Source organism: Nonomuraea sp. NPDC049758, from assembly GCF_040674635.1.
Classification (GTDB): domain Bacteria; phylum Actinomycetota; class Actinomycetes; order Streptosporangiales; family Streptosporangiaceae; genus Nonomuraea.
In genome coordinates this window covers 225126-249017 of record NZ_JBFAMZ010000005.1, presented here as the reverse complement: position 1 = coordinate 249017, position 23892 = coordinate 225126, and the positions used below count along the sequence as shown (strand labels likewise).

Below are 23892 nucleotides of genomic sequence, written 5' to 3'. Positions count from 1 at the left end.
CGCTGACCCTTCCCCGTTCACCACTGCCCTTTCCGCCACGGGCGTGCCCCGCGCGCTCCCGTGGCCCCTCCGCCCCTCAGCGAGGTGGGGTCGGCGGTCGGCGGCAGGGGTGTGTGGCTCCTTCGTCTCACCACGAGGCGTGCGCCGCACTGTGGGGAACCCCGCGAGGCCCGCCAGGCACTCCCGCGGCCTTTCCTCAAGGCGCGCACCACAGTTCTGCCGCCACGCCTCAGTCCGCTGGGGTGCGGATCCACTGGGGGACGCGCCCATTTGGTACGGGCTTGCTGAAGGTTTCGGGCCAGGGGAGTTGCATGCTCACTGGGGTGCAGGTTCACCAGGGGCGCAGACTCACCTGGGGGTGTAGGTGCGCTCGGTGCGAGCCCATCCGAGGTGCGGGGCTCCCTGAGGGGTCTGGGCCTGCTGGAGGTGGGCCGCTGGGGACGGGTGGCGGGGCGGGGCCGTCTTGGGCGGAGGGACGGCGGGGCGGAAGCCGGGGTGGTGAGCGGAGCGTGAGCGTGAAGAGATCGTCCCGGGGACGCCTTCGGGGCGGGCGGCAGCGTGCCCTCGGACCGACCCGTCTCGGGCACCCGCCTGAGATCAAAAGCCGCTACATCGCGAAATATCAATCCCCAGCCTATTGATCAGTATGACGTGCGTCACTTCGGGATTGGGTTATTTTTTGTCAGGATTCTGTGACATACGCCGATCCGATAGCGCCGGTTACCGATCTTGGTAACGCACGTTTCCCCAGCTCAACCCCCCTGTAGCGCGGTGATCGACGACGGGCCGCCACCGTGCTTAGTGACCTTACCGTTATGTCGAACTATTGCTGACTGTGATGTTTGGCTAGATATCCTGCGTTTTGATCGCCGTTCCGCGTCATGACTTTTCGCGGCGTAAGACGGTCTTTTTCCATTGCGGGGGTCTTCTCCTACCGGGGTTTCCGGGCCCTCGTTCAGTGCGAACGGAGGGTAATGGGCAAGTACCTGCTCCGCAGGTTGGCGATCAATCTGATCTTGGTCGCGATCGCGGCCAGCTTGGCTTACATGCTCGCCGCGACGACCATGAACCCCCGCGGCGCGTATGAAGGCCGCCAGCCTCCCGTCGCCGAGGAAGTCATCGACGCCACCCTCGACAGCTACAACCTCAACGACAAGACGCCCGTCCTGGAGCGCTACGCGACCTGGGCCAAGGGCGTCGTCACGGGTGACTTCGGCAAGACCTGGAACGGCGGTTCGGTCAACGACGAGATGGGCCGGCGGATCTTCGTCAGCCTCCGGCTGCTGCTGGTGGGCACGATCCTCGGGTTCGTCTTCGGAGTGGCGCTCGGCGCCCTGTCGGCGATCAAGCAATATCGGGTGACCGACCGGGTGATCGGCGTCGGCTCGTTCGTGATCATGGCGATTCCGGTGTTCGTGCTGGCCACGCTGCTGGCGATCAGCGCCTACAACCTCAACCGCGGGCTCGGCTTCACGCTGATCGAGTTCACCGGCGAGTACAACCCCAAGCTGTCCGGCTGGGACCAGTTCACCAACCGGCTGAACCACCTGATCCTGCCGACCATCTCGCTCAGCCTGGGCTCGATCGCCTTCTACAGCCGCATCCAGCGCAACATGATGCTGGACGTGCTCGGCCAGGACTTCGTCCGCACCGCGATGGCCAAGGGCCTGCGGCGCAGGACCGCCCTGATCAAGCACGCGCTGCGCACCGCGCTGATCCCCGCGGCCACGTACTTCGCCTTCGCCTTCGGCACGATGCTCACCGGCGCCACCTTCACCGAGAAGATCTTCGCCTGGAACGGCATGGGCGCCTGGCTGGTCGACTCGATCAACCAGAACGACGTGAACTCGGTGGCCGCGGTCAGCATGTTCGCCTCCGTCTGCGTCCTGTTCGCCGGCTTCCTGTCGGACCTGCTGGTGGCGGCCCTCGACCCTCGAGTGCGGGTGAGCTAAGTGCGTTCCAAGGTTGTTCTCGGGCGGATGCTGCGCAACCGGCAGGCCCGCTACGGCTTCATCGCCCTCGTGCTGCTGGTGGCGCTGGCCTACATCGGCCCCCTGTTCGGCGCCTACGACTGGACGGACAAGGACTTCCTCGCCTTCCTGTCGGCCCCGTCGTCCGACCACTGGTGGGGAACCACCACGATCGGCCAGGACATGTACGCCGTCACCCTGCGCGGCATGCAGAAGTCGATCATCATCGGCCTGCTCGTGGCGCTCATCTCGACCGGCCTGGCCGCCGTGGTCGGCGCCTTCGCCGGGTACTTCGGCGGCTGGGTGGACCGCGTCCTCATGTGGGGCGTGGACCTGCTCCTCGTCCTGCCCAGCTTCCTGATCATCGCGATCGCCTCGCCGCGCCTGCGCGGCGCCTCCTGGCTCTGGTTCGTGGTCCTGCTGGCGGCATTCGCCTGGATGATCACCTCCAGGGTGGTGCGCAGCATGACGCTCTCGCTCCGTGAGCGCGAGTACGTGCAGGCGGCCGTCTACATGGGCATCCCCCGCTGGAAGATCATTTTCCGGCACATCGTGCCGAACCTGTCCTCCTTGCTGATCATCGACGCCACCCTCAACGTGAGTGGCGCGGTCATCGGCGAGGCCGCGCTGTCCTTCTTCGGCTTCGGCATCCAGCCGCCCGACGTCTCGCTCGGCACGCTGATCGCCGAGGGCTCCCGCAACGCCACCGGCTACCCCTGGCTGTTCGCCTTCCCCGCCGGGCTCCTGGTGCTGCTGGTCCTGAGCATCAACCTCATCGGAGACGGCCTGCGCGACGCACTCGACCCGGGGAGCAACTCATGAGCATCCTGGAGGTTAAAGACCTCACCGTGACGTTCCCCGGCGGCATCGAGGCCGTGCGCGGCGTCAGCTACGAGGTCGCCCGCGGCGAGGTCCTGGGCATCGTGGGCGAGTCCGGTTCGGGCAAGTCCGTCACGTCCCTGGCGATCATGGGCCTGCTGCCGCGCGCCGCCCAGATCAGCGGCTCGGTCAAGCTCCACGGCCAGGAGCTGATCGGGATGAAGGAAGAGGACCTGGTCAAGGTCCGCGGCAAGTCGATGAGCATGATCTTCCAGGATCCGCTGTCGGCCTTCACGCCCGTCTACACGATCGGCGACCAGATCTCCGAGGCGCTGCGCGTCCACCAGAAGCTGGGCAAGGACAAGGCCGCCAAGCGCGCCGTCGAACTGCTCGACCTGGTCGGCATCCCGCACCCGGACGTGCGGGCCAAGGCGTTCCCGCACGAGTTCTCCGGCGGCATGCGCCAGCGCGCGATGATCGCCATGGCCATCGCCAACGACCCCGACCTGCTGATCTGCGACGAGCCCACCACCGCGCTCGACGTGACCATCCAGGCCCAGGTGCTGGAGGTGCTCAAGACCGCCCAGCGCGAGACGGGCGCCGGCATCGTCATGATCACGCACGACCTGGGCGTCGTCGCGGGCATGGCCGACCGGGTGCTGGTCATGTACGCCGGCAAGCCGGTCGAGCAGGGCAACGTCGACGACATCTACTACCGGCCGCGGATGCCGTACACGATGGGACTGCTCGCCTCGATCCCCAGGATCGACGGCGAGGAGGGGCCGCTGGTGCCGATCGAGGGCAACCCGCCCTCCCCGGCGGCGCTGCCGCCGGGCTGCCCGTTCGCGCCGCGTTGCCCGATGAAGATCGACTCGTGCGACGACGAGGAGCCCCCGCTCACCGACGTCGGCGGCGGCAGGCACGTCGCCTGCATCCGCTCCCGCGAGATCGAGTACAAGGGCCTGACCGGCACGGACGTGTTCCCGGTCCCGGTCATCCCGGTCAGCGAGGTGGTCCGCGTGCCGCGCGAGCAGCGCGCGACCGTGCTGGAGCTGGACAACCTCATCCGGCACTACCCGCTGATGAAGGGCGCGGTGTTCAAGCGCCGCGTCGGCACCGTGCACGCCGTGGACGGCATCAGCTTCGACATCGCCGAGGGCGAGACGCTGGCCCTGGTCGGCGAGTCGGGCTGCGGCAAGACCACGACCCTGCAGCAGATCATGCAGCTCGCCCCGCCGCAGAGCGGCCGGATCGTCGTGCTCGGCCAGGACAGCGCCAAGCTCGGCCCGTCCGGGCGCAAGGCGCTCAGGGGCGACCTGCAGATCGTCTTCCAGGACCCGATGGCGGCGCTCGACCCGCGCATGCCGGTCGGCGACATCATCGCCGAGCCGCTGCGCGCCCACGGGCGCAAGAACGTCAAGCAGCGGGTCGCCGAGCTGCTCGAACTGGTGGGGCTGGCGCCCGAGTACGCCGAGCGCTACCCGCAGAGCTTCTCCGGCGGCCAGCGCCAGCGCATCGGCATCGCCCGCGCCCTGGCACTGGAGCCCAAGCTGCTCGTCCTGGACGAGCCGGTCTCGGCACTGGACGTGTCCATCCAGGCCGGCGTGATCAACCTGCTGGACGAGCTGAAGAACACCCTGGGGCTGTCGTACCTGTTCGTGGCGCACGACCTGGCCGTGGTCCGGCATCTGGCCGACCGCGTCGCGGTCATGTACCTCGGCAGGATCGCCGAGATCGGCACGGTCGAGGAGGTCTACGACCGCCCCGCGCATCCCTACACGCAGGCGCTGCTGTCAGCGATCCCGCTGCCCGACCCCGAGATGGAGCGCACGCGCAAGCGGATCCTGCTCGAAGGCGACCTGCCCAGCCCGGCCGACCCGCCATCGGGTTGCCGGTTCCGCACGCGCTGCCCCAAGTTCGCCCTCCTCACCGAGGCCGAACGCCGGCGCTGCGTGGACGAAGAGCCCTCGGTTGCCCGGCTCGCGACCGCCGTGGACCACGGCGCCGCCTGCCACTACGCGGAGGAAGTCGAGGTCATCACGGCCTCGGACGATCAGGAGGAAAAGTGAAGGTTCGTTACCGGGCGGCGGCGGGAATCGCCGTCCTCGCCATGGCCGCGGCGGCTTGTGGCGGTGGTGGCGGCGAGGCCAAGAAGCCGAGCGCCGAGCAGTCGCAGCAGGCTCAGCAGCAGATGTCGCAGACCCCTGGCATCGCGATCAACCCCGTCCCGTACGAGCAGGTCAAGGACGGCGGCACGCTCACCCTCTCGGTCGGCCAGTGGCCGAGCCAGTGGAACGGCAACCACATCGACGGCAACCAGCGCGACACGGCGGACATGCTGGACTCGCTGATGCCGCAGCTGATGATCGCCGACGCCGAGGCCAACTTCAAGGCGAACCCCGACTACCTCACCGACGTCAAGATGGACCTGTCGTCGGGCAAGCAGGTCGTCACCTACACGCTGAACGAGAAGGCCCAGTGGTCGGACGGCACGCCGATCACCTGGAAGGACCTCGAGGCGGCGTGGAAGGCCAACAGCGGCAAGGACAAGAAGTTCAAGCCGGCCTCCACCGACGGCTGGGACCGCATCGAGTCGGTCACCAAGGGTGACAGCGACAAGGTCGCCGTCGTGACGTACGGCAAGAACTACCCCGAGTGGATGGGGCAGTTCTCTCGCTCGCCGCACCTGTACCCGGCCTCCCACATGGAGACCCCGGAGAAGTACGAGAAGGACTACCTGCAGAAGATCCCGGTCACCGCCGGGCCCTTCAAGGTCGAGAGCATCAACGAGGGCACCAAGACCCTGACCGTGGTGCGCGACGACAAGTGGTGGGGCCGCAAGGCCAAGCTCGACAAGGTCATCTACCGGACCATCGAGACCCCCGCCGCGCAGGTCAACGCCTTCGCCAACGGTGAGCTCGACGCGGTGGAGATCCCGCCGGGCAGCCCGGCCGACCTCAAGCGGGCCAAGGAGGTCCCGAACGTCGACGTCCGCAAGGCGCTCAGCCCGAACTGGCGGCACATCACCGTCAACAACCAGAGCGAGTTCCTGAAGGACAAGTCGGTCCGCCAGGCCGTCGCGTACGCGATCAACCGTGACGTGATCACGCAGTCCGACCTCAAGGACATGGACTGGCCGCTGCAGACGCTGGGCAACCACGTCTTCATGAACAACCACAAGGCGTACGTCGACAACTCCGGAGAGCTGGGCAAGTACAACCTGCCCAAGGCCAAGGAGCTGCTCGACGCGGCCGGCTGGAAGCAGGAGGGCGACGTCCGCAAGAAGGACGGCAAGGAGTTCTCGCTGAACTTCGTCGTCCCGGCGGGCCTGCCGTACGCCAAGACCGAGGGCGAGCTCACCCAGGCCATGCTCAAGGAGGCCGGGATCAAGCTGACGATCCGCCCGGTCCCCGATGACAAGTTCTTCACCGACTACATCATCAAGGGCGACTTCGACCTGGTGCCGTTCTCCTGGATCGGCACGCCGCTGCCCCTCGGCGGCCTGCCGCAGATCTACAAGACCGGCTCCGAGTCGAACTTCCCCAAGGGCAGCGACCCGGCGCTGGACGCCGCGATCGACGCCGCGGTCAGCGAGATGGACCCGACCAAGGCCTACGAGCTGGCCAACGCGGCCGACAAGCTGATCTGGGACCAGGTGCACACCATCCCGCTGTACCAGCGTCCTGACATCCAGGCCACCAAGAAGACGCTGGCCAACTACGGCGCCTTCGGCTACCAGGCCCGTGACTACACGGCGATCGGCTTCACCGGCTGATCTCCGTAGCCTCGACGAAAGCCCCCGGCCGGTTCCCGGCCGGGGGTTTTCGGCATGCTTCACCACCTATTGGGGTAACTGTTCACTTATGGACGACGACTATGGGATCTTCGGCCCCGAGTCGGTGACCTGGCGGGTGATGGGGGAGCCGATCCAGCTCGTCGGCGGCTTCCGTGCGCTGCTGATGCAGGGGCTGCACCCCAGGGCGATGCGCGGCGTGCTGCAGAACTCGGCGCTGCTCGACCCGGCCGAGGCGTGGTCGCGCTTCCTGCGGACCAGCGAGTTCGTCCGGGTGCGCACGTACGGCACGCGCGCGGAGGTGGAGCGGGCCGGCCGCCGGGTGCGCAAGATCCACGCCACGCTGACCGCCCGCGACCCCGACACCGGCGAGACCTACCACCTCGACGACCCCGAAGCGCTGCGCTGGGTGCACGTCGGCGAGGTCGACTCCTACCTGACGGTGGCCCGCCGCGCCGGCGTGCGGCTGTCCGACGCCGACGCCGACCGGTTCGTCGCCGAGTGGCGGCGCGCAGCCGAGGTCGTGGGCCTGGACGGGGACGACGTGCCGGGCTCGGTGGCCGAGCTGCGCGCCTACATCGACGGCCGGCGTCCGGGGCTGCGGCTGGTGCCCGAGGCGTCCCATCCGCTGCGGCTGTCGCTGCACACGCCGCTGCCCGGCGCGCTGTCCGCGCTGCGGCCCGCCGTGCCCGCGCTGACCGTGCTGGCGCTGGCCACGCTGCCGCGCTGGGCCCGCCGCCTGTACGGCCTGCCCGCCACGCCCGTCGGCGACCTGTGGGCCTCGGCCACGCTGCGCGCCCTGCACACCGGCATCGGCCTGGTCCCCGAGCAGGTCCGCTACGCGCCCTCGGCCCGCCGGGCGCGCAAGCTGATGGCTGCCTGAGCGAGCGCTTGTTCAAATAGCACGGGGGCGGTCGCGCTTTCCGTAATCGGCATGGCAAACTGGTACAAGAAGAGAGCTAGCGTGCTCCGGGGTCGGTGAAAGTCCGAACCGGCGGTTACAGTCCGCGACCCGGCCGATGCCATCGGCCGGTTGACCTGGTGAAATTCCAGGACCGACGGTTAAAGTCCGGATGGGAGGAAGCGCGCGAGGTGTCCGGCGTCCCAGCCGGGCTCCTGACGTGGTGCCGTGCCGGCACCCCGAAAACCCCCCGGGGCCCGCCGTGGCTTGAAGCTACTGGCGAGTAGGAGACCCGGGTGGACATCTCAGCCGCCGACGCCGCGCACATGGCGCGCGCCGTCGAGCTGGCCGCGCGCGGACACGGCGGCACCAGCCCCAACCCCGTCGTCGGCTGCGTCGTGCTGTCGGCCGCCGGGCAGGTCGTCGGCGAGGGCTTCCACGCCTATGCGGGCGGGCCGCACGCCGAGGTCGTGGCGCTGGCGCAGGCGGGCGAGCAGGCGCGGGGCGGCACGGCGTACGTGACGCTGGAGCCCTGCGACCACACCGGCCGCACCGGGCCGTGCAGCCGGGCGCTGCTGGCCGCGGGCGTGGCCCGCGTGGTCGTCGCCGTCGCCGACCCCAACCCGCAGGCCGCCGGCGGCGCGGCGCGGCTGCGCGCGGCCGGGGTGAGCGTGACGCAGGGGGTGCTGGCCGAGGCGGCCGAGCGGGTCAACGAGGAATGGCTCACCTACGCCCGGCTCAGCAGGCCGCACGTGACCTGGAAGTTCGCCGCGACCCTCGACGGCAGGTCGGCCGCCGCCGACGGCACCAGCCAGTGGATCACCTCGCCGCAGGCGCGGGCCGACGTGCACCGGCTGCGCGCCGCCTCCGACGCGATCGTGGCCGGGATCGGCACCGTGCTGGCCGACGACCCCCACCTCACCGTCCGCCTCCCCGAGAACGCCGGGGCGGACGCGGGGGAGGGCGACGCGGGGGCGCTGCTGGCCGGCGGCCCGCCGCTGGCCGGCCGGCCCCTCGGCGCCCGCCCGCCGCTGCGGGTCGTCGTGGACACCGAGGGCAGGACGCCGCCCGCGGCCCGCGTCCTCGACGACGAGGCCCCCACGCTGGTCGCCGTCGCCGACGACGCCGTGACGGAGCTCAAGGCCGGCCTGCTGCGCCTGCCCCGGCACGCCGAGAGCGGCCTCGACCTGCACGCCCTCCTGCGCGAGCTGGCCGCCCGCGAGGTGGTCGCCGTGTTCCTGGAAGGCGGCCCCACCCTCGCCGGCGCGTTCCTGCGGCAGGGCCTCATCGACCGCGTGTACGCCTACCTCGCCCCCGCCCTCCTCGGCGAGGGCAGGGCCGCGCTCGGCCCGGCGGGCGTCGCCACGATCAGCGGCGCCCACCGCCTCACCTTCGACGAGTTTTCCCCCATCGGGCCGGATCTGCGGCTGACCGCGCGGCCCGCTCCGCATCAAGGCAGGGAGAAGTGATGTTCACCGGAATCATCGAGGAGAAGGGCGAAGTCGTCGCCATCGAGCCGGCGGGCGGCGGCGCCCGGCTGTCCGTACGCGGCCCGCTCGTCACCTCCGACGCCGCCCACGGGGACTCGATCGCCGTCAACGGCGTCTGCCTGACGGTCGTCGAGGCCAAGGACGGCGTGTTCACCGTCGACGTCATCAGGGAGTCGCTGGACCGCAGCTCGCTCGGCGGCCTCACCGCTGGCTCGGCGGTCAACCTCGAACGGTCCGTACGCGCCGACCAGCGCCTGGGCGGCCACATCGTCCAGGGCCACGTCGACGGCACCGCCCGCCTGCTGTCCCGCGCCCCCGGCGAGAACTGGGACGACCTGCGCTTCTCCCTGCCCGGCCCGCTCAGCCGGTACGTGGCCGAGAAGGGCTCGATCGCCATCGACGGAATCAGCCTGACCGTCACGACGGTTGACGACGACAGCTTCGGCGTGAGCCTCATCCCGACCACGCTGAAGCTGACCACCATGGGCGACCGCCAGGTGGGCGACGTGGTGAACCTTGAGGTCGACGTGATCGCCAAGTATGTGGAGAGGCTGGTGGGCACCCGATGAGCTGGGTGGACGCATCGATTGACATCTTCGGCCGGCCGGTGAAGTGGACCGACCTGGTGGGCAACGTGTTCGCCCTGGCCACGGTGGCGTTCGCGATGCGCAAGTCCATGTGGACCTGGCCGGTGCAGTTCACCGGCTCGGTGCTGCTGTTCCTCGCCTCGATCAGCGCGCACGTCACCGGCAACGCGCTCAAGCAGGCCCTGTTCGCCGTGCTGGCCGTCTACGGGTGGTGGAAGTGGCGGCAGGGCACCCAGGAGCACGCCCTGTCCGTCCGGCCCGCCACGGGCGGCGAGCGGTGGCGGATGCTGGCGGCGCTGGCGGTGGGCACCGCGGTGGTGACCGTCCTGTTCAAGACGTTCGACCTGTCGTGGTACCCGGGCGCGCCGGTGGCCGTCGTGGCCTCCGACGCCTACATCTTCGTCGGCGGCGCGGTCGCCACCTGGGCGCAGGGCCGCGCGCTGGTCGACTTCTGGATCATCTGGGTGCTGGTCGACCTGGTGGGCGTGCCGGTGGCCTTCAAGTCCGAGCTCTACGTCTCCGGCGCCGTCTACGGCGTGTTCTTCGTCATGGTCCTCACGGGCTTCGCCAAGTGGCTGCGCGAGTACCGCGCCGCCGCCCGTCCGGAAGTGGTGGCAGCGGCATGAGCGAGTTCAAGCTCGACCCGATCGAGCGGGCCGTCGAGGACATCCGCAACGGCCGTCCCGTCGTGGTCGTGGACGACGAGAACCGCGAGAACGAGGGCGACCTGATCTTCGCCGCCCAGAAGGCCACGCCGGAGCTGTGCACGTTCCTGATCCGGCACACCAGCGGCATGATCTGCGTGGCCATGGACGGCAAGGAGCTCGACCGGCTCGGGCTGCCGCTCATGGTGTCCCAGAACCGCGAGCGCATGCGCACGGCGTACACGATCACCGTCGACGCCCGCGACGGCGTCACCACCGGCATCTCCGCCGCCGACCGCGCCAGGACCATCCGCACCCTCGCCGACTCGGCCACCGAGCCCAACGAGCTGGTCCGGCCCGGCCACATCTTCCCGCTGCGCTACCGCGAGGGCGGCGTGCTGGCCCGGCGCGGCCACACCGAGGCGGCCGTCGACCTGGCCAGGCTCGCCGGGCTGTCGGCCGCCGGGGCGCTGGCCGAGGTGGTCAACGACGACGGCACCATGGCCCGGCTGCCCCAGCTGCGCCGCTTCGCCGACGAGCACGACCTGGCGCTGGTCTCCATCGAGCAGCTCGTGGACCACCGCCGCCGCGCCGAGAGCATGGTCACCAGGGTCGCCGAGACCCGGCTGCCCAACGCGTACGGCATGTGGCGGGCCTACGGCTACTCCAGCGCCCTCGACGGCGGCGAGCACGTCGCGCTCGTCTACGGAGACCTCGGCGGCGGCGAGAACATCCTGGTCAGGGCCCATTCCGAGTGCCTGACCGGCGACGTGTTCGGCTCGTTGCGCTGCGACTGCGGCGTGCAGCTCGACCACGCCATGGGCGCCATCGCGCAGGAGGGCCGCGGCGTCGTCGTCTACCTGCGCGGCCACGAGGGCCGGGGCATCGGCCTGCTGGCCAAGCTCAGGGCCTACAGCCTCCAGGACAACGGCAGCGACACCGTCGACGCGAACGTCGAGCTGGGGCTGCCGGTGGACGCCCGCGAGTTCTCCAACGCCGGGCAGATCCTGGCCGACCTCGGCGTGCGCTCGGTGCGGCTGCTCACCAACAACCCGGCCAAGCTCAAGGGCATGGACGGCTACGGCATCAAGGTGCTCGGCCGCGAGCCCATGCCCGTGGCCCTGAACCCGCACAACGAGCGGTACCTGGAGGCCAAGCGAGACCGGCTCGGCCATGACATCTCCTCCAGTGTCCCGCACGAGATCTCGGAGGCGTCATGAGTGGCGAAGGCCGTCCCGGAGTGGCCGTGGTGGACGCGGCGGGCCTGGTCGTGGGCGTGGTGGCGGCGAGCTGGCACGCCGAGATCACCGACCAGCTCGTGGCGCGGGCCGTGCAGGCGTGCGACGACAGCGGCGCCACCGCGACCGTGGTCCGCGTGCCCGGCTCGCTGGAGATCCCCGTCGTGGCCCAGGCCCTGGCCCGGCGTTGTGACGCGGTGGTCGCCCTCGGCGCGGTCATCAAGGGCGAGACCGCCCATTTCGACTACGTCTGCGACTCGGTCACCAGCGGTCTGACCCGCGTCTCGCTCGACGAGGAGACGCCCGTCGGCAACGGCGTGCTCACCTGCGAGACGATGGACCAGGCGCTCGACCGCTCCGGGCTGCCCGGCAGCAAGGAGGACAAGGGTTACGAGTCGGCCCTGGCCGCCCTGGAGACCGCCCTCCTCCTGAGGGACCTCCACTGACCTGCGGTAGGTTTCCCTCGTGCCCGAGCCCGTGACCCCGCCGCCCCTGCCCGTGACCTGGCGTCCCCGCCGGGGCCGGATCGTGCCCTACGCCTTCGCCCTGGTGGTGGTGGCGGGGGCGGTCCTGATGGCGATCTTCATCGCCGACCCGTTCAAGCTGCCCGACCGGGTGGCGATCGTGGGCTTCGGCCTGGCGGTGGCGTACGTGCTCCACCTGCTGGGCCGGGTCCGGGTGGAGGCCGACGAGAAGGGGCTGACCGTCGTCAACGCCCTGCGCGTCCACCGTTACACCTGGCCCGAGGTCATCGACGTGACCCTCCTGGTGGGCGACCCGTGGCCGAAGATCGACTTCTCCGACGGCCGGACCATCGGCGCCATGGGCATCCAGGGCTCGGAGAAGGCCCGCGCCCGGCGGGCCACGGCCGAGCTGGCCGCGCTGATCCGCGAGCGCGGCGAGGCGTCCGAGTCCGGCGACTGAAACGCGATGATGAGGGCGAGCCGATATCGCAGGGCCGGGGTCGCGACGTAGCCTGAAGGCGTGCTGCGGCGGACAATCAGGGCAATGGACATCGAGTCGCCGGACAAGCTCATCGAGCTGCTCGACCGGCACGACTACCTGGCCGACCGGGGGCTGGCCACGGCCGCCTTCCTGGCGCTGCGGATGGGGCGGCCGCTGTTCCTGGAGGGGGAGGCGGGCGTCGGCAAGACCGAGCTGGCCAAGACCCTCGCGACGCTGCTCAAGGCCCCGCTGATCCGGCTGCAGTGCTACGAGGGCCTCGACGCGTCCCAGGCCCTGTACGACTGGGACTTCGCCCGTCAGCTCCTCCACCTCAAGGCCGCCGAGGCCGCCGGGATCACCGACGCCGCCCGGCTGGAGGGGGAGATCTACGACCGCCGCTTCCTGATCGCCCGCCCCCTGCTGAAGGCCGTGGAGACCCAGCCGAGCGTGCTGCTGGTGGACGAGATCGACCGGGCCGACGACGAGTTCGAGGCGTTCCTGCTCGAAGTGCTCTCCGACTTCACCGTCTCCATCCCCGAGCTGGGCACGATCAGGGCCGCGACGCCGCCGGTCGTCGTGGTGACCTCCAACCGCACCCGCGAGGTGCACGACGCGCTCAAGCGGCGCTGCCTCTACCACTGGCTGGAGCACCCGAGCTTCGACCGCGAGGTCGCGATCCTGCTGCGCCGCCTGCCCGGCTGCACCGAGGAGCTGGCCCTGCAGGTGGCGCGGGCGGCCGAGCGGCTGCGCCGGGCCGACCTGGTCAAGCCGCCGGGCGTGGCCGAGACCCTCGACTGGACCGAGGCGCTGCTGACGCTCGGCGCCAGGGACCTCGACCCCGACCTGGCCGCGGCCACCCTGGGCGCCGCGCTGAAGTACCGCGAGGACGTCGCCGCCGTCCTGGGCGACGGGCTGCTGTCCGGTGGATGAGCTGGTCCGGACCGTGACGGGCTTCGTCAGGACGTTGCGCGCGGCGGGCGTGGACGCCGACCACGAGCGGACGCGGAGCCTGCTGCAGGCCCTCGGCCACCTCGACGCCGGGGACCGGGAGGCGTTCTACTGGGCCGGCCGGCTCACCCTGTGCGCCACGCCCGACGACCTGCCCCGCTACGACCGCTGCTTCACCGCCTACTTCGGCGGGCGGCGGGCGGCGGCGGCCCGTGCCGGGACGACCAGCGTCACCCGGCACCTGGCGGCCGGCGACGGCGAGGAGGCGGGCGCGGGCGAGGACGCCGCCGCCCCGGCCACGGCCAGCCGCGCCGAGGTGCTGCGGCACCGGGACGTCGCCCGGCTCACCGAGGCCGAACGCGCCGAGGTGCACCGCATGCTGGCCCTGCTCGGCCGCGGCCGGGCCGCGCGCCGCTCCCGCCGTTTCGAGCGGGCCCACCGGGGCAGGCTGGACCAGCGCCGCACCGTGCGCGAGGCGCTGCGCAACGGCGAGGTGGCCCGGCTCCGCCGCCGCCGGCACACGACCAGGCCCCGGCAGGTGGTGCTGTTCGTGGACGTCAGCGGGTCGATGGCCCCCTACGCCGAGACCCTGCTGCGCTTCGCCCACGCGCTGGTCAGGAGCGAGCCGCGGGCCACGAGGGTCTACTCCGTCGGCACCCGGCTCACCGAGGTCACCGCCGAGCTGCGCCACCGCGACCCCGGTACGGCGCTGAACGCGGCGTCGGCGGCCATCCCCGACTGGAGCGGCGGGACCCGGCTCGGAGAGGAGTTCAAGGAGTACCTGACCCGGCACAGCGCCCGGGGGGCGATCGTGGTCATCGCCTCCGACGGCTGGGAACGCGGCGACCCTGCGCTCCTGGGCGCCCAGCTCGCCAGGCTGGCCCGGCAGGCGTACCGGCTCATCTGGGTCAATCCACACAAGGGATACGAGGATTACCAGCCGCTGACCGGAGGCATGCGGGCCGCCCTGCCGCATCTGGACGATCTGGTGGCCGGGCACAGCCTGGCCGCCTACGAGGAACTCAGCGAAAGGCTCGCCCATGCGTGACGTGCTCCCGGAGATCATGCGGTGGTGGAGGTCGGGGCTCAGGTTCGGGCTGGCGACCGTGGTGAGCACGTTCAGCAGCGCGCCACGCCCGCCGGGCGCGGCGATGGCGGTGCGCGGCGACGAGGTGGTGGGCAGCGTCTCGGGCGGATGCGTCGAGGGGGCGGTCTTCGAGCTGGCCTCCGAGGCCGACGCGCCCGTCCTGCAGCGGTACGGCGTCAGCGACGACGACGCCTTCGCCGTCGGGCTGACCTGCGGCGGCATCATCGACATCCTGGTCGAGCCGGTCTCCATCGAGACCTTCCCGGAGCTGGGCGAGATCTTCGCCTCGGTCGAGGCGCACCAGCCGGTCGCGGTCGCCACCATCGTCGCCGGCCCCGGCCCGATCGGCGCCCGCCGGATCGTCTGGCCCGGCCGCTCGTCGGGCACCCTGGGCCTCGACCGCCTCGACGAGGCCGTGGACGACGACGCCCGCGGCATGCTCGCCCAGGGCCTGACCGGCATCCGGCACTACGGCGGGCACGGCGAGCGGCGGCTGGACGACCTGTCGGTGTTCGTCCAGTCGTTCGCGCCGCCGCCGCGCATGCTGGTCTTCGGCGCGATCGACTTCGCCGCGGCCGTCGCCAAGGTGGGCAAGTTCCTCGGCTACCACGTCACCGTCTGCGACGCCCGGCCGGTCTTCGCCACCGCCAAGCGCTTCCCCGAGGCCGACGAGGTGGTGGTCAAGTGGCCGCACGACTACCTGGCCTCGGTGCAGGTGGACGAGCGCACGGTGATCTGCGTGCTGACCCACGACCCCAAGTTCGACGTGCCGCTGCTGGAGGTGGCGCTGCGGACCGAGGCGGGCTACATCGGGGCCATGGGCTCGCGCCGCACGCACGAGGACCGGCTGGCCCGCCTGCGCGAGTCCGGGCTCACCGAGGCCGAGCTGGCCCGGCTGAGATCGCCCATCGGCCTCGACCTGGGCGCCCGCACGCCGGAGGAGACGGCCGTGTCGATCGCCGCCGAGCTGATCCAGCTGCGGTGGGGCGGCTCGGGCCGGCCGCTGTCGCAGACGGGCGGGCGCATCCACGGGGAGCCGGCGTGATCGCCGGGCTGCTGCTCGCCGCGGGGGAGGGCGCCCGGCTGGGCACGCCCAAGGCGCTCGTGGAGTTCGGCGGCGAACGGCTGGTCGACCGCGGGGTGCGCCTGCTGGCGGAGGGCGGCTGCCGTCCGGTGGTGGTCGTGCTGGGCGCGGCGACCGTGCAGGTGCGCGGGGCGGTCAGCGTGCGCAACCCGGACTGGCGCACCGGCATGGGCTCCTCGCTGCGGGCCGGGCTGGCCGCGCTGCCGCCGGAGGCGACGGCCGTGGTCGTCGCGCTGGTGGACCAGCCCCTCGTCCGGGCGGGCGCGGTGCGGGCGCTGGCCGCGTCGGGGGCCGGGCTGGCGGTGGCCACGTACGGCGGACGGCGGGCGAACCCGGTGCTGATCGCGCGCGAGCACTTCGCCGGGGTGGCGGAGCTGGCGGTGGGCGACGTGGGGGCGCGGGCGTTCATGAAGGCGCACCCCGGGCTGGTCACCGAGGTCGCCTGCGACGAGCACGGCGACCCGGCCGACATCGACACGCCGCAGGACCTGGAGCTGCTGGAAGGCCGCTAGAAGCGCAGCGAGGCGATCGCCGCGCGGTGGTCGCTGCCGGTCGCCGGGGCCACCCCCGCCTTGGTCGCCGTCATGCCCCTGAACAGGATGTGGTCGGGCCGGGTGATCGGGAACTCGGCCGGCCAGGTAAACCCGAACCCGTCGCCGGCCACGCTCTGGGCGTCGGTCAGCGGCGGCGTCAGGCCGCGCATGCCGCGGTCGGTGGTGGCGGTGTTGAGGTCGCCGAGCAGCAGGACGCGCTTGCTGGGGTCGGCGTCGACGAGCCGGCGGGCGTGCGCCAGGGAGGCGTCGCGGGAGGACGTGTGGCCGGGCCTGGCCGAGGCCAGGTGCATGACGTAGACGGTGACCTTGCCCTTGGGGGTGCTCACCACCGCGCGCAGCGCACGCGGCCAGCCCATGCCGACGTCGAGCGGGCTGGTCTCGCTGATCGGGTAGCGGCTCCACAGGCCGACCGTGCTGACCGGGTAGCGGTAGCGGAACATCTTGTTGAGCTGCTTGGCCGCGGGCCCGCCGGGGGTCAGCTCCTGGGCGGCCAGCAGGTCGAGCCCCTCGGCGATGGCCTTGACCGCCTCGCCGGAGGCGCTGTTGCGCACGCCGACGTTGACCGTGCCGACGGCCAGGTCGCTGGGGCCGCCGGGCGGCGCGGCCAGCAGCGTGGAGCCGAACATCGCCGCCCACACCAGGCCGGGCGCCAGCGCCGCGAGCGCGGCCGCCCTGGACCGCGCCAGCAGGGCGAGGAGCAGCAGCAGCGGCACCGCCACCCCCATCCAGGGGAGCAGGCTCTCCAGGACCGGCGTGAATCCGCCGAGCGACGGGATCAGCGAATGACCCGCCAGGGCCAGGGCGACCACTGCGGAGGCGACGACGACGACCCGGCTCAGCACCCGAACCAGGCTAGTGCTTCGCCGCGCGACACGCCGACACGCTAACCTGTTGACGTCGCAACGGAACAACATTCGGTTCATCGGGAGCCCGGCATGCGCATCGGTATGGCACTCAACTACTCGGGCGGTTTCAAGGAGACGGTCGCCGAGCTGGCCGACTACGAGAAGGCGGGCCTCGACATCGTCTTCGTGGCCGAGGCGTACAGCTTCGACGCCGTCAGCCAGATGGGGTACATCGCGGCCAAGACCGAGCGGGTGCAGATCGCCTCGGGCATCCTGCCGATCTACTCCCGCACGCCGACGTTGCTGGCCATGACCGCCGCGGGCATGGACTTCGTCTCCGACGGGCGCTTCACGCTGGGCATCGGCACGTCGGGACCGCAGGTCATCGAGGGCTTCCACGGGGTGCCGTACACCGCGCCGATCGGGCGCACCCGGGAGGTCATCGAGATCTGCCGCAAGGTGTGGCGGCGCGAGCGGCTGGAGCACGCGGGCCGCAACTACCAGGTGCCGCTGCCTGCCGGGGAGGGCACCGGCCTGGGCAAGCCGCTGAAGATCATCAACCACCCGGTGCGCCCGCGCATCCCGATCGTGGTCGCCGCCATCGGCCCCAAGAACGTGGAGATGACCGCCGAGCTGGCCGAGGGCTGGGAGCCGATCTTCTACTACCCGGAGAAGGCCGCCGACGTGTGGGGCCCGTCGCTGGCCGCCGGCCGGGCGAAGCGCGACCCCGAGCTGGGCGAGCTCGACGTGATCGCCCAGGCGGCGCTGGCCATCGGCGACGACGTGGCCGGGCTGCGCGAGTTCGGCCGGGCGATGGCCGCGCTGTACATCGGCGGCATGGGCGCCAAGGGCAAGAACTTCTACAACGACCTGGCCCGGCGCTACGGCTACGAGAAGGAGGCCGAGCAGATCCAGGACCTCTACCTGGAGGGCAAGAAGGACGAGGCCGCCGCGCTGGTGCCTGCCGAGCTGCTGGAGAACATGTCGCTGATCGGCAGCGAGGGCTTCGTCCGCGACCGGATCGCGGCGCTGAAGGAGTCGGGGGTGACGACGCTCAACGTCGCGCCGCTCGGCCGTACCCACGAGGAGCGCGTCCGCCTGCTGGAGAAGGTCAAGGAGCTGGCCGCCTGATCGGACGGGCTCCGGAAGGGGTGTGACGCACGTCACAATGCCGAGCGGGAATATGCCCCGTTTCGCATGGTGTTGTACGTCCTCGTGAGGTTCTCTGTGGTCATCGTGCGGCTCGTCGAGCGTCTGCACGTGGATCTGTGCCGTCTGCACGGATCCCTCTGTCGCTGATCGGCGCGTCCCCCAGACTCCCCCCTTCCTCACCCGCATGCCCCCTTCGCTGTGGCATGCCTGACTTCCGGAGCCTTCCTCCCGTGAAGAGATTCACCTTCTCCCTTCAGCTTCTGCTCGGCCTGGCCGCCGGCGTCGCCCTGGGGTTCGTCGCCAAGATCTGGGACGTGGCCTGGCTGGCCGAGACGCTGACCCAGGTCGGCAAGATCTTCGTCCAGCTCCTCAAGCTCGCCGTGCCGCCGCTGGTGTTCACCGCCGTGCTGGTCAGCGTGGCCAACCTGCGCAACGTCAACGGCGCCGCCCGTCTGGCCTCCAAGACCCTGCTGTGGTTCCTGATCACCGCGTTCGTCTCGGTGGCCTTCGCGATCGCGCTCGGCCTGATCATCAACCCGGGCCAGGGCGTCACCCTCGACACCGGCGCGGCCAAGGCCATCGACACCGAGGGCGCCGGCACCTGGCTCGACTTCGTCACCGGCATCCTGCCCACCAACATCGTCACGGCCTTCACCGAGGTGAACGTCCTCCAGATCGTCTTCCTGGGTGTCGTCCTCGGCGCGGCGGCCCTGGCGGTGGGCGAGAAGGCCGAGCCGTTCCTCAACCTCAGCCGTTCGGTGCTCGAACTGGTGCAGAAGGCCCTGTGGTGGGTCATCCGCCTGGCCCCGATCGGCACCGCCGGCCTCATCGGCAAGGCCGTCTCCACGTACGGCTGGGACCTGCTGGCCCCGCTGGCCAAGTTCAGCGTCGGCGTGTACGTCGGCTGCTTCATCGTCCTGCTGGCCGTCTACCCGACGCTGCTCGCGGTCTGGGGCAAGGTCAACCCGATCACGTTCTTCCGCAACGCCTGGCCCGCCATCGAGCTGGCCTTCGTCTCCCGTTCCTCGGTCGGCACGCTGCCGCTGACCCAGCGCGTCACCGTCGAGCGCAACGGCGTGGACCGTGACTACGCCTCCTTCGCGGTGCCCTTCGGCGCCACCACCAAGATGGACGGCTGCGCCTCGGTCTACCCGGCGCTCGCCGCGATCTTCGTGGCCCAGGTGTTCGGCGTGCACCTCGGCGTGGGGGACTACCTGCTGATCGCGTTCGTCTCGGTCGTCGGCTCGGCCGCCACCGCCGGTCTGACCGGCGCGATCGTCATGCTGACGCTCACGCTGAGCACGCTGGGCCTGCCGCTCGAAGGCGTCGGCCTGCTGCTGGCGATCGACCCGATCCTCGACATGATCCGCACCGCGACCAACGTGGCCGGCCAGATGGTCGTCCCGGTCCTGGTGGCCCGCTCGGAGGGCCGTCTGGACGAGGCGGTCTTCAACGCGCCGCCGCAGCCGCTCGACGACGCCCCGGCGTCGGCCGCCCGCACGCCGCGCGCGCCGGAGCCCGCGACGGCCTGACCGGAGTTCGACTGAGGGCGGGCGGCCGTGCGGCCGCCCGCCCTCAGTCGTAGGTGAGCAGATCACCGGGCTGACAGCCCAGGGCCTCGCACAGCCGGGTCAGATCGGGGCCTCGACCTCGTCGAGCAGGGCCACGCCCCGGCGGACGATCTCCGATACCCCGAGCGCGCACAGGCCGGCCACGAGGCCCGCGAGCGGCACGCCCGGCGCCGGCACGAACGCCGGACCGGTCGTCAGCAGCATGCCGGACAGTATGGCCCGCGCCGCCGCGCCGAGCCCGGCCGACACGAGCGAACCGGCGATCAGGATCCGGCCCAGCCGCCGCAGGTGCCCAGCCGTCACGCCGGAGACGGGCAGCGGGACGCCGATGCCGCCGGCCGTGCCGAACACGGCGATCAGGACGGTGGCCCCCAGGGCGGTGAGCGCGCCGAGGCAGCCGGCGTGACGGGGGTGCGAAGTGTGGATCATGGGGCGGGGAGGGGCTGGGGGGCCCTATGGTGGGTCGGAAATAACCCACTTTTCGAGTTTTTGGCGGGGATATGTCCGACGCTACGCCTTCGATGGTCGCCGACCGGTACCGGCTTGACGAGCTCATCGGCAGCGGTCCGATGGGTGAGGTGTGGCGGGCCTACGACACCCGCGCCGACTGGGTCGTGGCCGTGAAGATCCTGGGGGCGGGCGCGGCCGGCGAGGCCGGCGAGGCCGCCAGGGAGGCGCTGAAGCAGCACGCGCAGGCGGTGGCCAGGGTGATCCACCCCAATGTGGCCATGGTCCTCGACGTGGGCGATCAGGAGGGCGCCCCCTTCCTGGTGACCGAGTTCCTCACCGGGACCAGCGTGGGGGAGGACCTGGCGGCCGAGGGGCCCCTGCCGATCGTCGAGGTGTGCGACCTGGTCGGCCAGGCGGCCGCCGGGCTGGACGCCGCGCACCGCGCCGGGGTGTTCCACGGGCAGATCGACTCCGGCAGCTTCCGGCGGGCTGCCAGCGGCGTGCTGAAGGTCGTCGGGTTCGGGCTGCCGGACGAGGAGCCGTCCCAGGCCGAGCGCCGCTACCTGGCCCCTGAGCGGGCCTCCGGCCGTCCCGCCACGGCCGCCGCCGACCTGTACGCCCTCGGCGCCGTCTGCTACGAGCTCCTCTGCGGCCGCCCGCCCGCCGCCGCCCCCGACCTGCCGGTGACCGGCACGCGCGCCACCCCGCCGTCCCCACCCCCCACCCCCGGAACCCCGGCACCCGAAGCTTCGACCCCCGGCGCTGCGGCTCCCGGGAGTGCCGGGCAGGGGGTCGTCCCGCCCAGTGCGATCCGGCCCGAGATCCCCGCCGAGCTGGACCGGCTCGTCCTCGCGATGCTCGCGTCCGACCCCGCCAGGCGGCCCTCGGGCGGCGAGCCCGTCCGCCGGGCCCTGGCCGCCATCGCCCGGCCCGGCGCGGCCCCGGGAGCGGCCCCGGCGGCCCCGAGCCCCGCCGGAGCCCCGGCGGGCCGGCCGGGCGACACCCAGGTCTACGACTTCAACGGCGTCCCGCGGGCCGGTGACACCGCCGTCTACGAGTCCGCCGAGCTGGACCCGGCGCCGTCGCGTACCGGGAACAAGCTGCTGCTCCAGATGGGGATCGCCGTCGCGGTCATCGCCGTGGTGGCCGTCGCCATGGTGATGTGGGCGGGCTCGCGCGAGGAGACCCCGGTGGCCGAGCCGAGCGCGAGCACGCCCCCCACGCCCGTCCTGACGCCGGAGGTCGCGCTGCCCACCCGCCCGACCTCCGAGCCGCCCCGAGCCAGCCCCACCGACCTCACCCCGGGCGACACCGCCACCAGCCTGGTCCAGACCGTCGGCCCCAAGACGACCCTGAGCTCCGGGCAGACCCCGGCGGGCGGCTGGGACCACTGGCTGGTGAAGTTCGACGAGGCGGTGACGGCCCAGGAGGACATCGGCGACATCGACCCCCATGTCGCCGAGAAGGTCCACGACAAGCTCAGGAAGGCCGCCAAGAAGCTCCAGGACGGCCATTTCGAGCCCGCCCGCGGCCAGATCGCCGACGTCTACCGGGACCTGCGCAAGGCCCAGGTGAAGGGCGAGGTCCCCCTGTCGGGCCCGCTCGCCTCCTTCCTGGACGACTTCGCCCTCTCCTGACGGGCAAGGGCCGGGGCGCGCGTACATTGGCGGGATGACCATCGACCACGCGGCGCGCCGGGCACGCCTGGCCGCCGCGCTGCCCGCCCACGAGGTCCCCGCGCTCCTCGTCACCTCCCCCGTCAACGTCCGCTACCTCACCGGGCTGGTCAGCTCGAACGCGGCAGTCCTGGTCAGGGCGGACGGCTCGGCGCTGCTGGCGACCGACAACCGCTACATCGACAAGACCCGCGCCCTTGACGTGCCCGCGGTCGAGGCGCCCGACGTGGCCGGCCGGCTGGCCGCGCCGGGCGTGGGCATCGAGGCCGCCGCCATGACCGTGGCGACCTTCCGCCGCCTGGAGGCGGGTCTGGAAGAGAGCGGGGGCGGGCGCCTGGTGCCGCTCGGCCCGCTGGTCGAGGAGCTGCGCGCGGTCAAGGACGAGGCGGAGCTGGAGCTCATCCGGACCGCCTGCGCCCTGACCGACCAGGCCTTCGCCGACGTGCTCCCGCTGATCGCGCCGGGCCTCACCGAGCGCGCCCTGGCCCGCCTCCTTGACAACCGCATGACCGAGCTGGGCGCCGACAAGCCGGCGTTCGACACGATCGTCGCGGCCGGCGAGAACGGCGCGATCCCGCACCACGCCCCCACCGACCGCGAGCTGCGCGCCGGCGACCTGGTCACGATGGACTTCGGCGCCCGCTACCACGGCTACCACGCCGACATGACCAGGACGGTCTGCCTGGGCGCGCCCGCCGCCTGGCAGCGCGACCTGTACGACCTGGTCAGGCGCGCCCAGCGGGCCGGCCGGCACGCCCTGACCCCGGGAGCCCAGGCCAAGGACGTCGACGCCGCCGCCCGCGGCCTGATCGAGGCGGCGGGCCACGGCGAGCACTTCCGGCACGGCCTGGGCCACGGCGTCGGCCTGGAGATCCACGAGGACCCGTTCCTGGGCCCCTCCAGGACCGGTAGACTAGAGGATCGAGTTCCGATCACCGTCGAGCCTGGGATCTACCTCCCCGAGCGGGGCGGGGTTCGCATCGAGGACACCCTCGTGACCCGTGAGGGCGGGCCGGAACTTTTCACCAAGACCACCAAGGAGCTGCTCGTCCTTTAGAGCGGCCACACGCGGGAGAGAACGAGTGGCGACGACCAACGACCTCAAGAACGGCATGGTGCTGAAGCTCGAGGGCGGTGAGCTCTGGAGCGTTGTCGAGTTCCAGCACGTCAAGCCGGGCAAGGGCGGCGCGTTCGTGCGCACCAAGCTCAAGAACGTCCTCTCCGGCAAGGTCGTCGACAAGACCTTCAACGCCGGCGTGAAGGTCGACGTGGCCAACGTCGACAAGCGCGAGATGCAGTACTCCTACAAGGACGGCGACGACTTCGTCTTCATGGACACCGAGACCTACGACATGGTCAACGTGCCCGCCCGCACCGTCGGCACCGCCGCCAACTACATGCTGGAGAACACCCTCGCCACGATCGCCTTCAACGAGGGCTCGGCGCTCTACGTCGACCTGCCCGCCGCCGTCGAGCTGCTGATCTCCAACACCGAGCCCGGCCTGCAGGGCGACCGCTCCACCGGCGGCACCAAGCCCGCCACGCTGGAGACCGGCGCCGAGATCAAGGTGCCGCTGTTCATCACCACCGGCGAGAAGGTCAAGGTCGACACCCGCAGCGGCGAATACCTCGGCCGGGCCTGAGGTGTCTGCACGCGGCAAAGCACGCAGGCGCGCCCTTGACATCCTCTTCGAGGCCGAGCTGCGCTCGGAGGATCCGCTGAAGATCCTCGCCGAGCGCGTCGAGCGGCAGGAGCCGCCGGTCAACGAGTACACCTCGGCCATTGTCGAGGGCGTCGCCCGCCACCATGCCCGCATCGACGAGCTGATCACCACCTACTCCGAGGGCTGGACACTCGACCGCATGCCCGCGGTCGACCGCAACCTGCTGCGCGGCGGCACGTACGAGCTGCTGTGGATGCCCGACGTGCCGGAGGGCGTGGTCATCAGCGAGTGGGTGCACCTGGCGGCCGAGCTGTCGACCGACGAGTCGCCGCAGTTCATCAACGGCCTGCTGGCCCGGTTCAAGCAACTCAAGCCAAGCCTCACCCTTTAGACAAAGGCCGCGAAGGCCGTTTCGGGGTACGTTCCACTCAGACGGTCCGTACGGCTCGCGAAGAGGCGGCGGAAGGCGCGCCG

Annotated in this window: 24 protein-coding genes and 1 riboswitch; of the genes, 21 read left to right on the top strand and 3 right to left on the bottom strand. The window is 71.4% G+C overall.

From position 1 onward, the window contains the following. The first annotated feature begins 974 nt into the window (after positions 1-974). From AB0J46_RS15435 to AB0J46_RS15365, 15 genes are all read left to right on the top strand, one after another. Entirely contained in the window at positions 975-1952 is a 978-nt protein-coding gene (locus AB0J46_RS15435) for an ABC transporter permease (protein WP_358293989.1), read from the top strand. Beyond that, positions 1953-2792 (top strand): ABC transporter permease, encoded by an 840-nt coding sequence (locus AB0J46_RS15430; RefSeq protein WP_364331511.1) that lies wholly within the window; start codon positions 1953-1955, stop codon positions 2790-2792. Next, the gene (locus tag AB0J46_RS15425) at positions 2789-4858 is read left to right on the top strand and encodes an ABC transporter ATP-binding protein (RefSeq protein ID WP_364331508.1); all 2070 of its coding nucleotides are present in this window, start codon (positions 2789-2791) and stop codon (positions 4856-4858) included. The genes AB0J46_RS15430 and AB0J46_RS15425 overlap by 4 nt, the downstream gene beginning before the upstream one ends. Beyond that, entirely contained in the window at positions 4855-6564 is a 1710-nt protein-coding gene (locus tag AB0J46_RS15420; protein ID WP_364331505.1) for an ABC transporter family substrate-binding protein, read from the top strand. The genes AB0J46_RS15425 and AB0J46_RS15420 overlap by 4 nt, the downstream gene beginning before the upstream one ends. An 88-nt stretch (positions 6565-6652) precedes the next feature. Continuing rightward, on the top strand, positions 6653-7465 hold the full coding sequence (locus AB0J46_RS15415; protein ID WP_364331502.1) for an oxygenase MpaB family protein: 813 nt from the start codon (positions 6653-6655) through the stop codon (positions 7463-7465). A gap of 77 nt (positions 7466-7542) precedes the next feature. Next, positions 7543-7673, top strand: a riboswitch (FMN riboswitch). Between the two features lie 106 nt (positions 7674-7779). Beyond that, a complete protein-coding gene (gene ribD / locus AB0J46_RS15410) occupies positions 7780-8952 on the top strand; it encodes a bifunctional diaminohydroxyphosphoribosylaminopyrimidine deaminase/5-amino-6-(5-phosphoribosylamino)uracil reductase RibD (protein WP_364331499.1) in 1173 nt (390 codons plus the stop codon). Next, positions 8952-9542: a riboflavin synthase gene (locus AB0J46_RS15405; protein ID WP_364331496.1), complete on the top strand. Its 591-nt coding sequence runs from the start codon at positions 8952-8954 to the stop codon at positions 9540-9542. The genes ribD and AB0J46_RS15405 overlap by 1 nt, the downstream gene beginning before the upstream one ends. Beyond that, positions 9539-10186, top strand: coding sequence for a nicotinamide mononucleotide transporter family protein (locus tag AB0J46_RS15400; protein WP_364331493.1), 648 nt, complete (start codon positions 9539-9541; stop codon positions 10184-10186). The genes AB0J46_RS15405 and AB0J46_RS15400 overlap by 4 nt, the downstream gene beginning before the upstream one ends. Beyond that, positions 10183-11424 carry a bifunctional 3,4-dihydroxy-2-butanone-4-phosphate synthase/GTP cyclohydrolase II gene (locus tag AB0J46_RS15395; protein WP_364331490.1) on the top strand — a complete coding sequence of 414 codons (1242 nt, stop codon included), beginning with the start codon at positions 10183-10185 and terminating at the stop codon, positions 11422-11424. The genes AB0J46_RS15400 and AB0J46_RS15395 overlap by 4 nt, the downstream gene beginning before the upstream one ends. Then, positions 11421-11888, top strand: a complete 468-nt coding sequence (gene ribH / locus AB0J46_RS15390) for a 6,7-dimethyl-8-ribityllumazine synthase (protein ID WP_364331487.1) — start codon at positions 11421-11423, stop codon at positions 11886-11888. The genes AB0J46_RS15395 and ribH overlap by 4 nt, the downstream gene beginning before the upstream one ends. Positions 11889-11907: 19 nt before the next feature. Beyond that, the gene (locus AB0J46_RS15385; protein ID WP_364331484.1) at positions 11908-12366 is read left to right on the top strand and encodes a PH domain-containing protein; all 459 of its coding nucleotides are present in this window, start codon (positions 11908-11910) and stop codon (positions 12364-12366) included. 84 nt (positions 12367-12450) lie between these two features. Further along, positions 12451-13317 (top strand): MoxR family ATPase, encoded by an 867-nt coding sequence (locus tag AB0J46_RS15380; RefSeq protein ID WP_364331481.1) that lies wholly within the window; start codon positions 12451-12453, stop codon positions 13315-13317. Next, entirely contained in the window at positions 13310-14383 is a 1074-nt protein-coding gene (locus AB0J46_RS15375; RefSeq protein ID WP_364331478.1) for a VWA domain-containing protein, read from the top strand. Before AB0J46_RS15380 ends, AB0J46_RS15375 begins: the two co-directional genes overlap by 8 nt. Continuing rightward, entirely contained in the window at positions 14376-15467 is a 1092-nt protein-coding gene (locus tag AB0J46_RS15370) for an XdhC/CoxI family protein (protein WP_364331475.1), read from the top strand. The genes AB0J46_RS15375 and AB0J46_RS15370 overlap by 8 nt, the downstream gene beginning before the upstream one ends. Next, positions 15467-16018: a nucleotidyltransferase family protein gene (locus tag AB0J46_RS15365; RefSeq protein ID WP_352353663.1), complete on the top strand. Its 552-nt coding sequence runs from the start codon at positions 15467-15469 to the stop codon at positions 16016-16018. Before AB0J46_RS15370 ends, AB0J46_RS15365 begins: the two co-directional genes overlap by 1 nt. On the opposite strand, the gene AB0J46_RS15360 is transcribed toward AB0J46_RS15365, so the two are convergent. Beyond that, a complete protein-coding gene (locus tag AB0J46_RS15360) occupies positions 16015-16902 on the bottom strand; it encodes an endonuclease/exonuclease/phosphatase family protein (protein ID WP_364331472.1) in 888 nt (295 codons plus the stop codon). The two genes, AB0J46_RS15365 and AB0J46_RS15360, sit on opposite strands and share 4 nt — an antisense overlap. 93 nt (positions 16903-16995) lie before the next feature. Here AB0J46_RS15360 and AB0J46_RS15355 point away from each other — a divergent pair, with 93 nt between their 5' ends. Continuing rightward, entirely contained in the window at positions 16996-18036 is a 1041-nt protein-coding gene (locus AB0J46_RS15355; RefSeq protein WP_364331469.1) for an LLM class F420-dependent oxidoreductase, read from the top strand. Between the two features lie 251 nt (positions 18037-18287). Further along, a complete protein-coding gene (locus AB0J46_RS15350; RefSeq protein WP_364331466.1) occupies positions 18288-19589 on the top strand; it encodes a dicarboxylate/amino acid:cation symporter in 1302 nt (433 codons plus the stop codon). Positions 19590-19632: 43 nt separating this feature from the next. Here AB0J46_RS15350 and AB0J46_RS15345 read toward each other — a convergent pair whose 3' ends face one another. Both AB0J46_RS15345 and AB0J46_RS15340 read right to left on the bottom strand, forming a co-directional pair. Beyond that, positions 19633-19683, bottom strand: coding sequence for a helix-turn-helix domain-containing protein (locus AB0J46_RS15345; RefSeq protein WP_364332244.1), 51 nt, complete (start codon positions 19681-19683; stop codon positions 19633-19635). A gap of 5 nt (positions 19684-19688) precedes the next feature. Beyond that, positions 19689-20057 carry a hypothetical protein gene (locus tag AB0J46_RS15340; protein ID WP_364331464.1) on the bottom strand — a complete coding sequence of 123 codons (369 nt, stop codon included), beginning with the start codon at positions 20055-20057 and terminating at the stop codon, positions 19689-19691. Between the two features lie 92 nt (positions 20058-20149). On the opposite strand from AB0J46_RS15340, the gene AB0J46_RS15335 reads away from it, so the two are divergent. The 4 genes from AB0J46_RS15335 to nusB are packed head-to-tail and all read left to right on the top strand — an operon-like array spanning position 20150 to position 23809. After that, a complete protein-coding gene (locus tag AB0J46_RS15335) occupies positions 20150-21715 on the top strand; it encodes a serine/threonine-protein kinase (protein ID WP_364331462.1) in 1566 nt (521 codons plus the stop codon). A 34-nt stretch (positions 21716-21749) separates the two neighbouring features. Further along, positions 21750-22811, top strand: a complete 1062-nt coding sequence (locus tag AB0J46_RS15330) for an aminopeptidase P family protein (RefSeq protein WP_364331460.1) — start codon at positions 21750-21752, stop codon at positions 22809-22811. A 25-nt stretch (positions 22812-22836) separates the two neighbouring features. Beyond that, a complete protein-coding gene (gene efp / locus AB0J46_RS15325) occupies positions 22837-23397 on the top strand; it encodes an elongation factor P (protein ID WP_352326968.1) in 561 nt (186 codons plus the stop codon). A 1-nt stretch (position 23398) separates the two neighbouring features. After that, complete coding sequence (gene nusB, locus AB0J46_RS15320) at positions 23399-23809, top strand: transcription antitermination factor NusB (RefSeq protein ID WP_364331458.1); 411 nt, start codon at positions 23399-23401, stop codon at positions 23807-23809. Positions 23810-23892: the final 83 nt, after the last annotated feature.

Bases quoted from the DNA above. Each gene is read 5' to 3' on its own strand.
- AB0J46_RS15435 (WP_358293989.1), top strand. From the start codon at position 975: ATGGGCAAGTACCTGCTCCGCAGGTTGGCGATCAATCTGATCTTGGTC.
- AB0J46_RS15425 (WP_364331508.1), top strand. From the start codon at position 2,789: ATGAGCATCCTGGAGGTTAAAGACCTCACCGTGACGTTCCCCGGCGGC.
- AB0J46_RS15415 (WP_364331502.1), top strand. From the start codon at position 6,653: ATGGACGACGACTATGGGATCTTCGGCCCCGAGTCGGTGACCTGGCGG.
- AB0J46_RS15405 (WP_364331496.1), top strand. From the start codon at position 8,952: ATGTTCACCGGAATCATCGAGGAGAAGGGCGAAGTCGTCGCCATCGAG.
- AB0J46_RS15400 (WP_364331493.1), top strand. From the start codon at position 9,539: ATGAGCTGGGTGGACGCATCGATTGACATCTTCGGCCGGCCGGTGAAG.
- AB0J46_RS15395 (WP_364331490.1), top strand. From the start codon at position 10,183: ATGAGCGAGTTCAAGCTCGACCCGATCGAGCGGGCCGTCGAGGACATC.
- ribH (WP_364331487.1), top strand. From the start codon at position 11,421: ATGAGTGGCGAAGGCCGTCCCGGAGTGGCCGTGGTGGACGCGGCGGGC.
- AB0J46_RS15380 (WP_364331481.1), top strand. From the start codon at position 12,451: ATGGACATCGAGTCGCCGGACAAGCTCATCGAGCTGCTCGACCGGCAC.
- AB0J46_RS15370 (WP_364331475.1), top strand. From the start codon at position 14,376: ATGCGTGACGTGCTCCCGGAGATCATGCGGTGGTGGAGGTCGGGGCTC.
- AB0J46_RS15355 (WP_364331469.1), top strand. From the start codon at position 16,996: ATGCGCATCGGTATGGCACTCAACTACTCGGGCGGTTTCAAGGAGACG.
- AB0J46_RS15340 (WP_364331464.1), bottom strand. From the start codon at position 20,057: ATGATCCACACTTCGCACCCCCGTCACGCCGGCTGCCTCGGCGCGCTC.
- AB0J46_RS15335 (WP_364331462.1), top strand. From the start codon at position 20,150: ATGGTCGCCGACCGGTACCGGCTTGACGAGCTCATCGGCAGCGGTCCG.
- AB0J46_RS15330 (WP_364331460.1), top strand. From the start codon at position 21,750: ATGACCATCGACCACGCGGCGCGCCGGGCACGCCTGGCCGCCGCGCTG.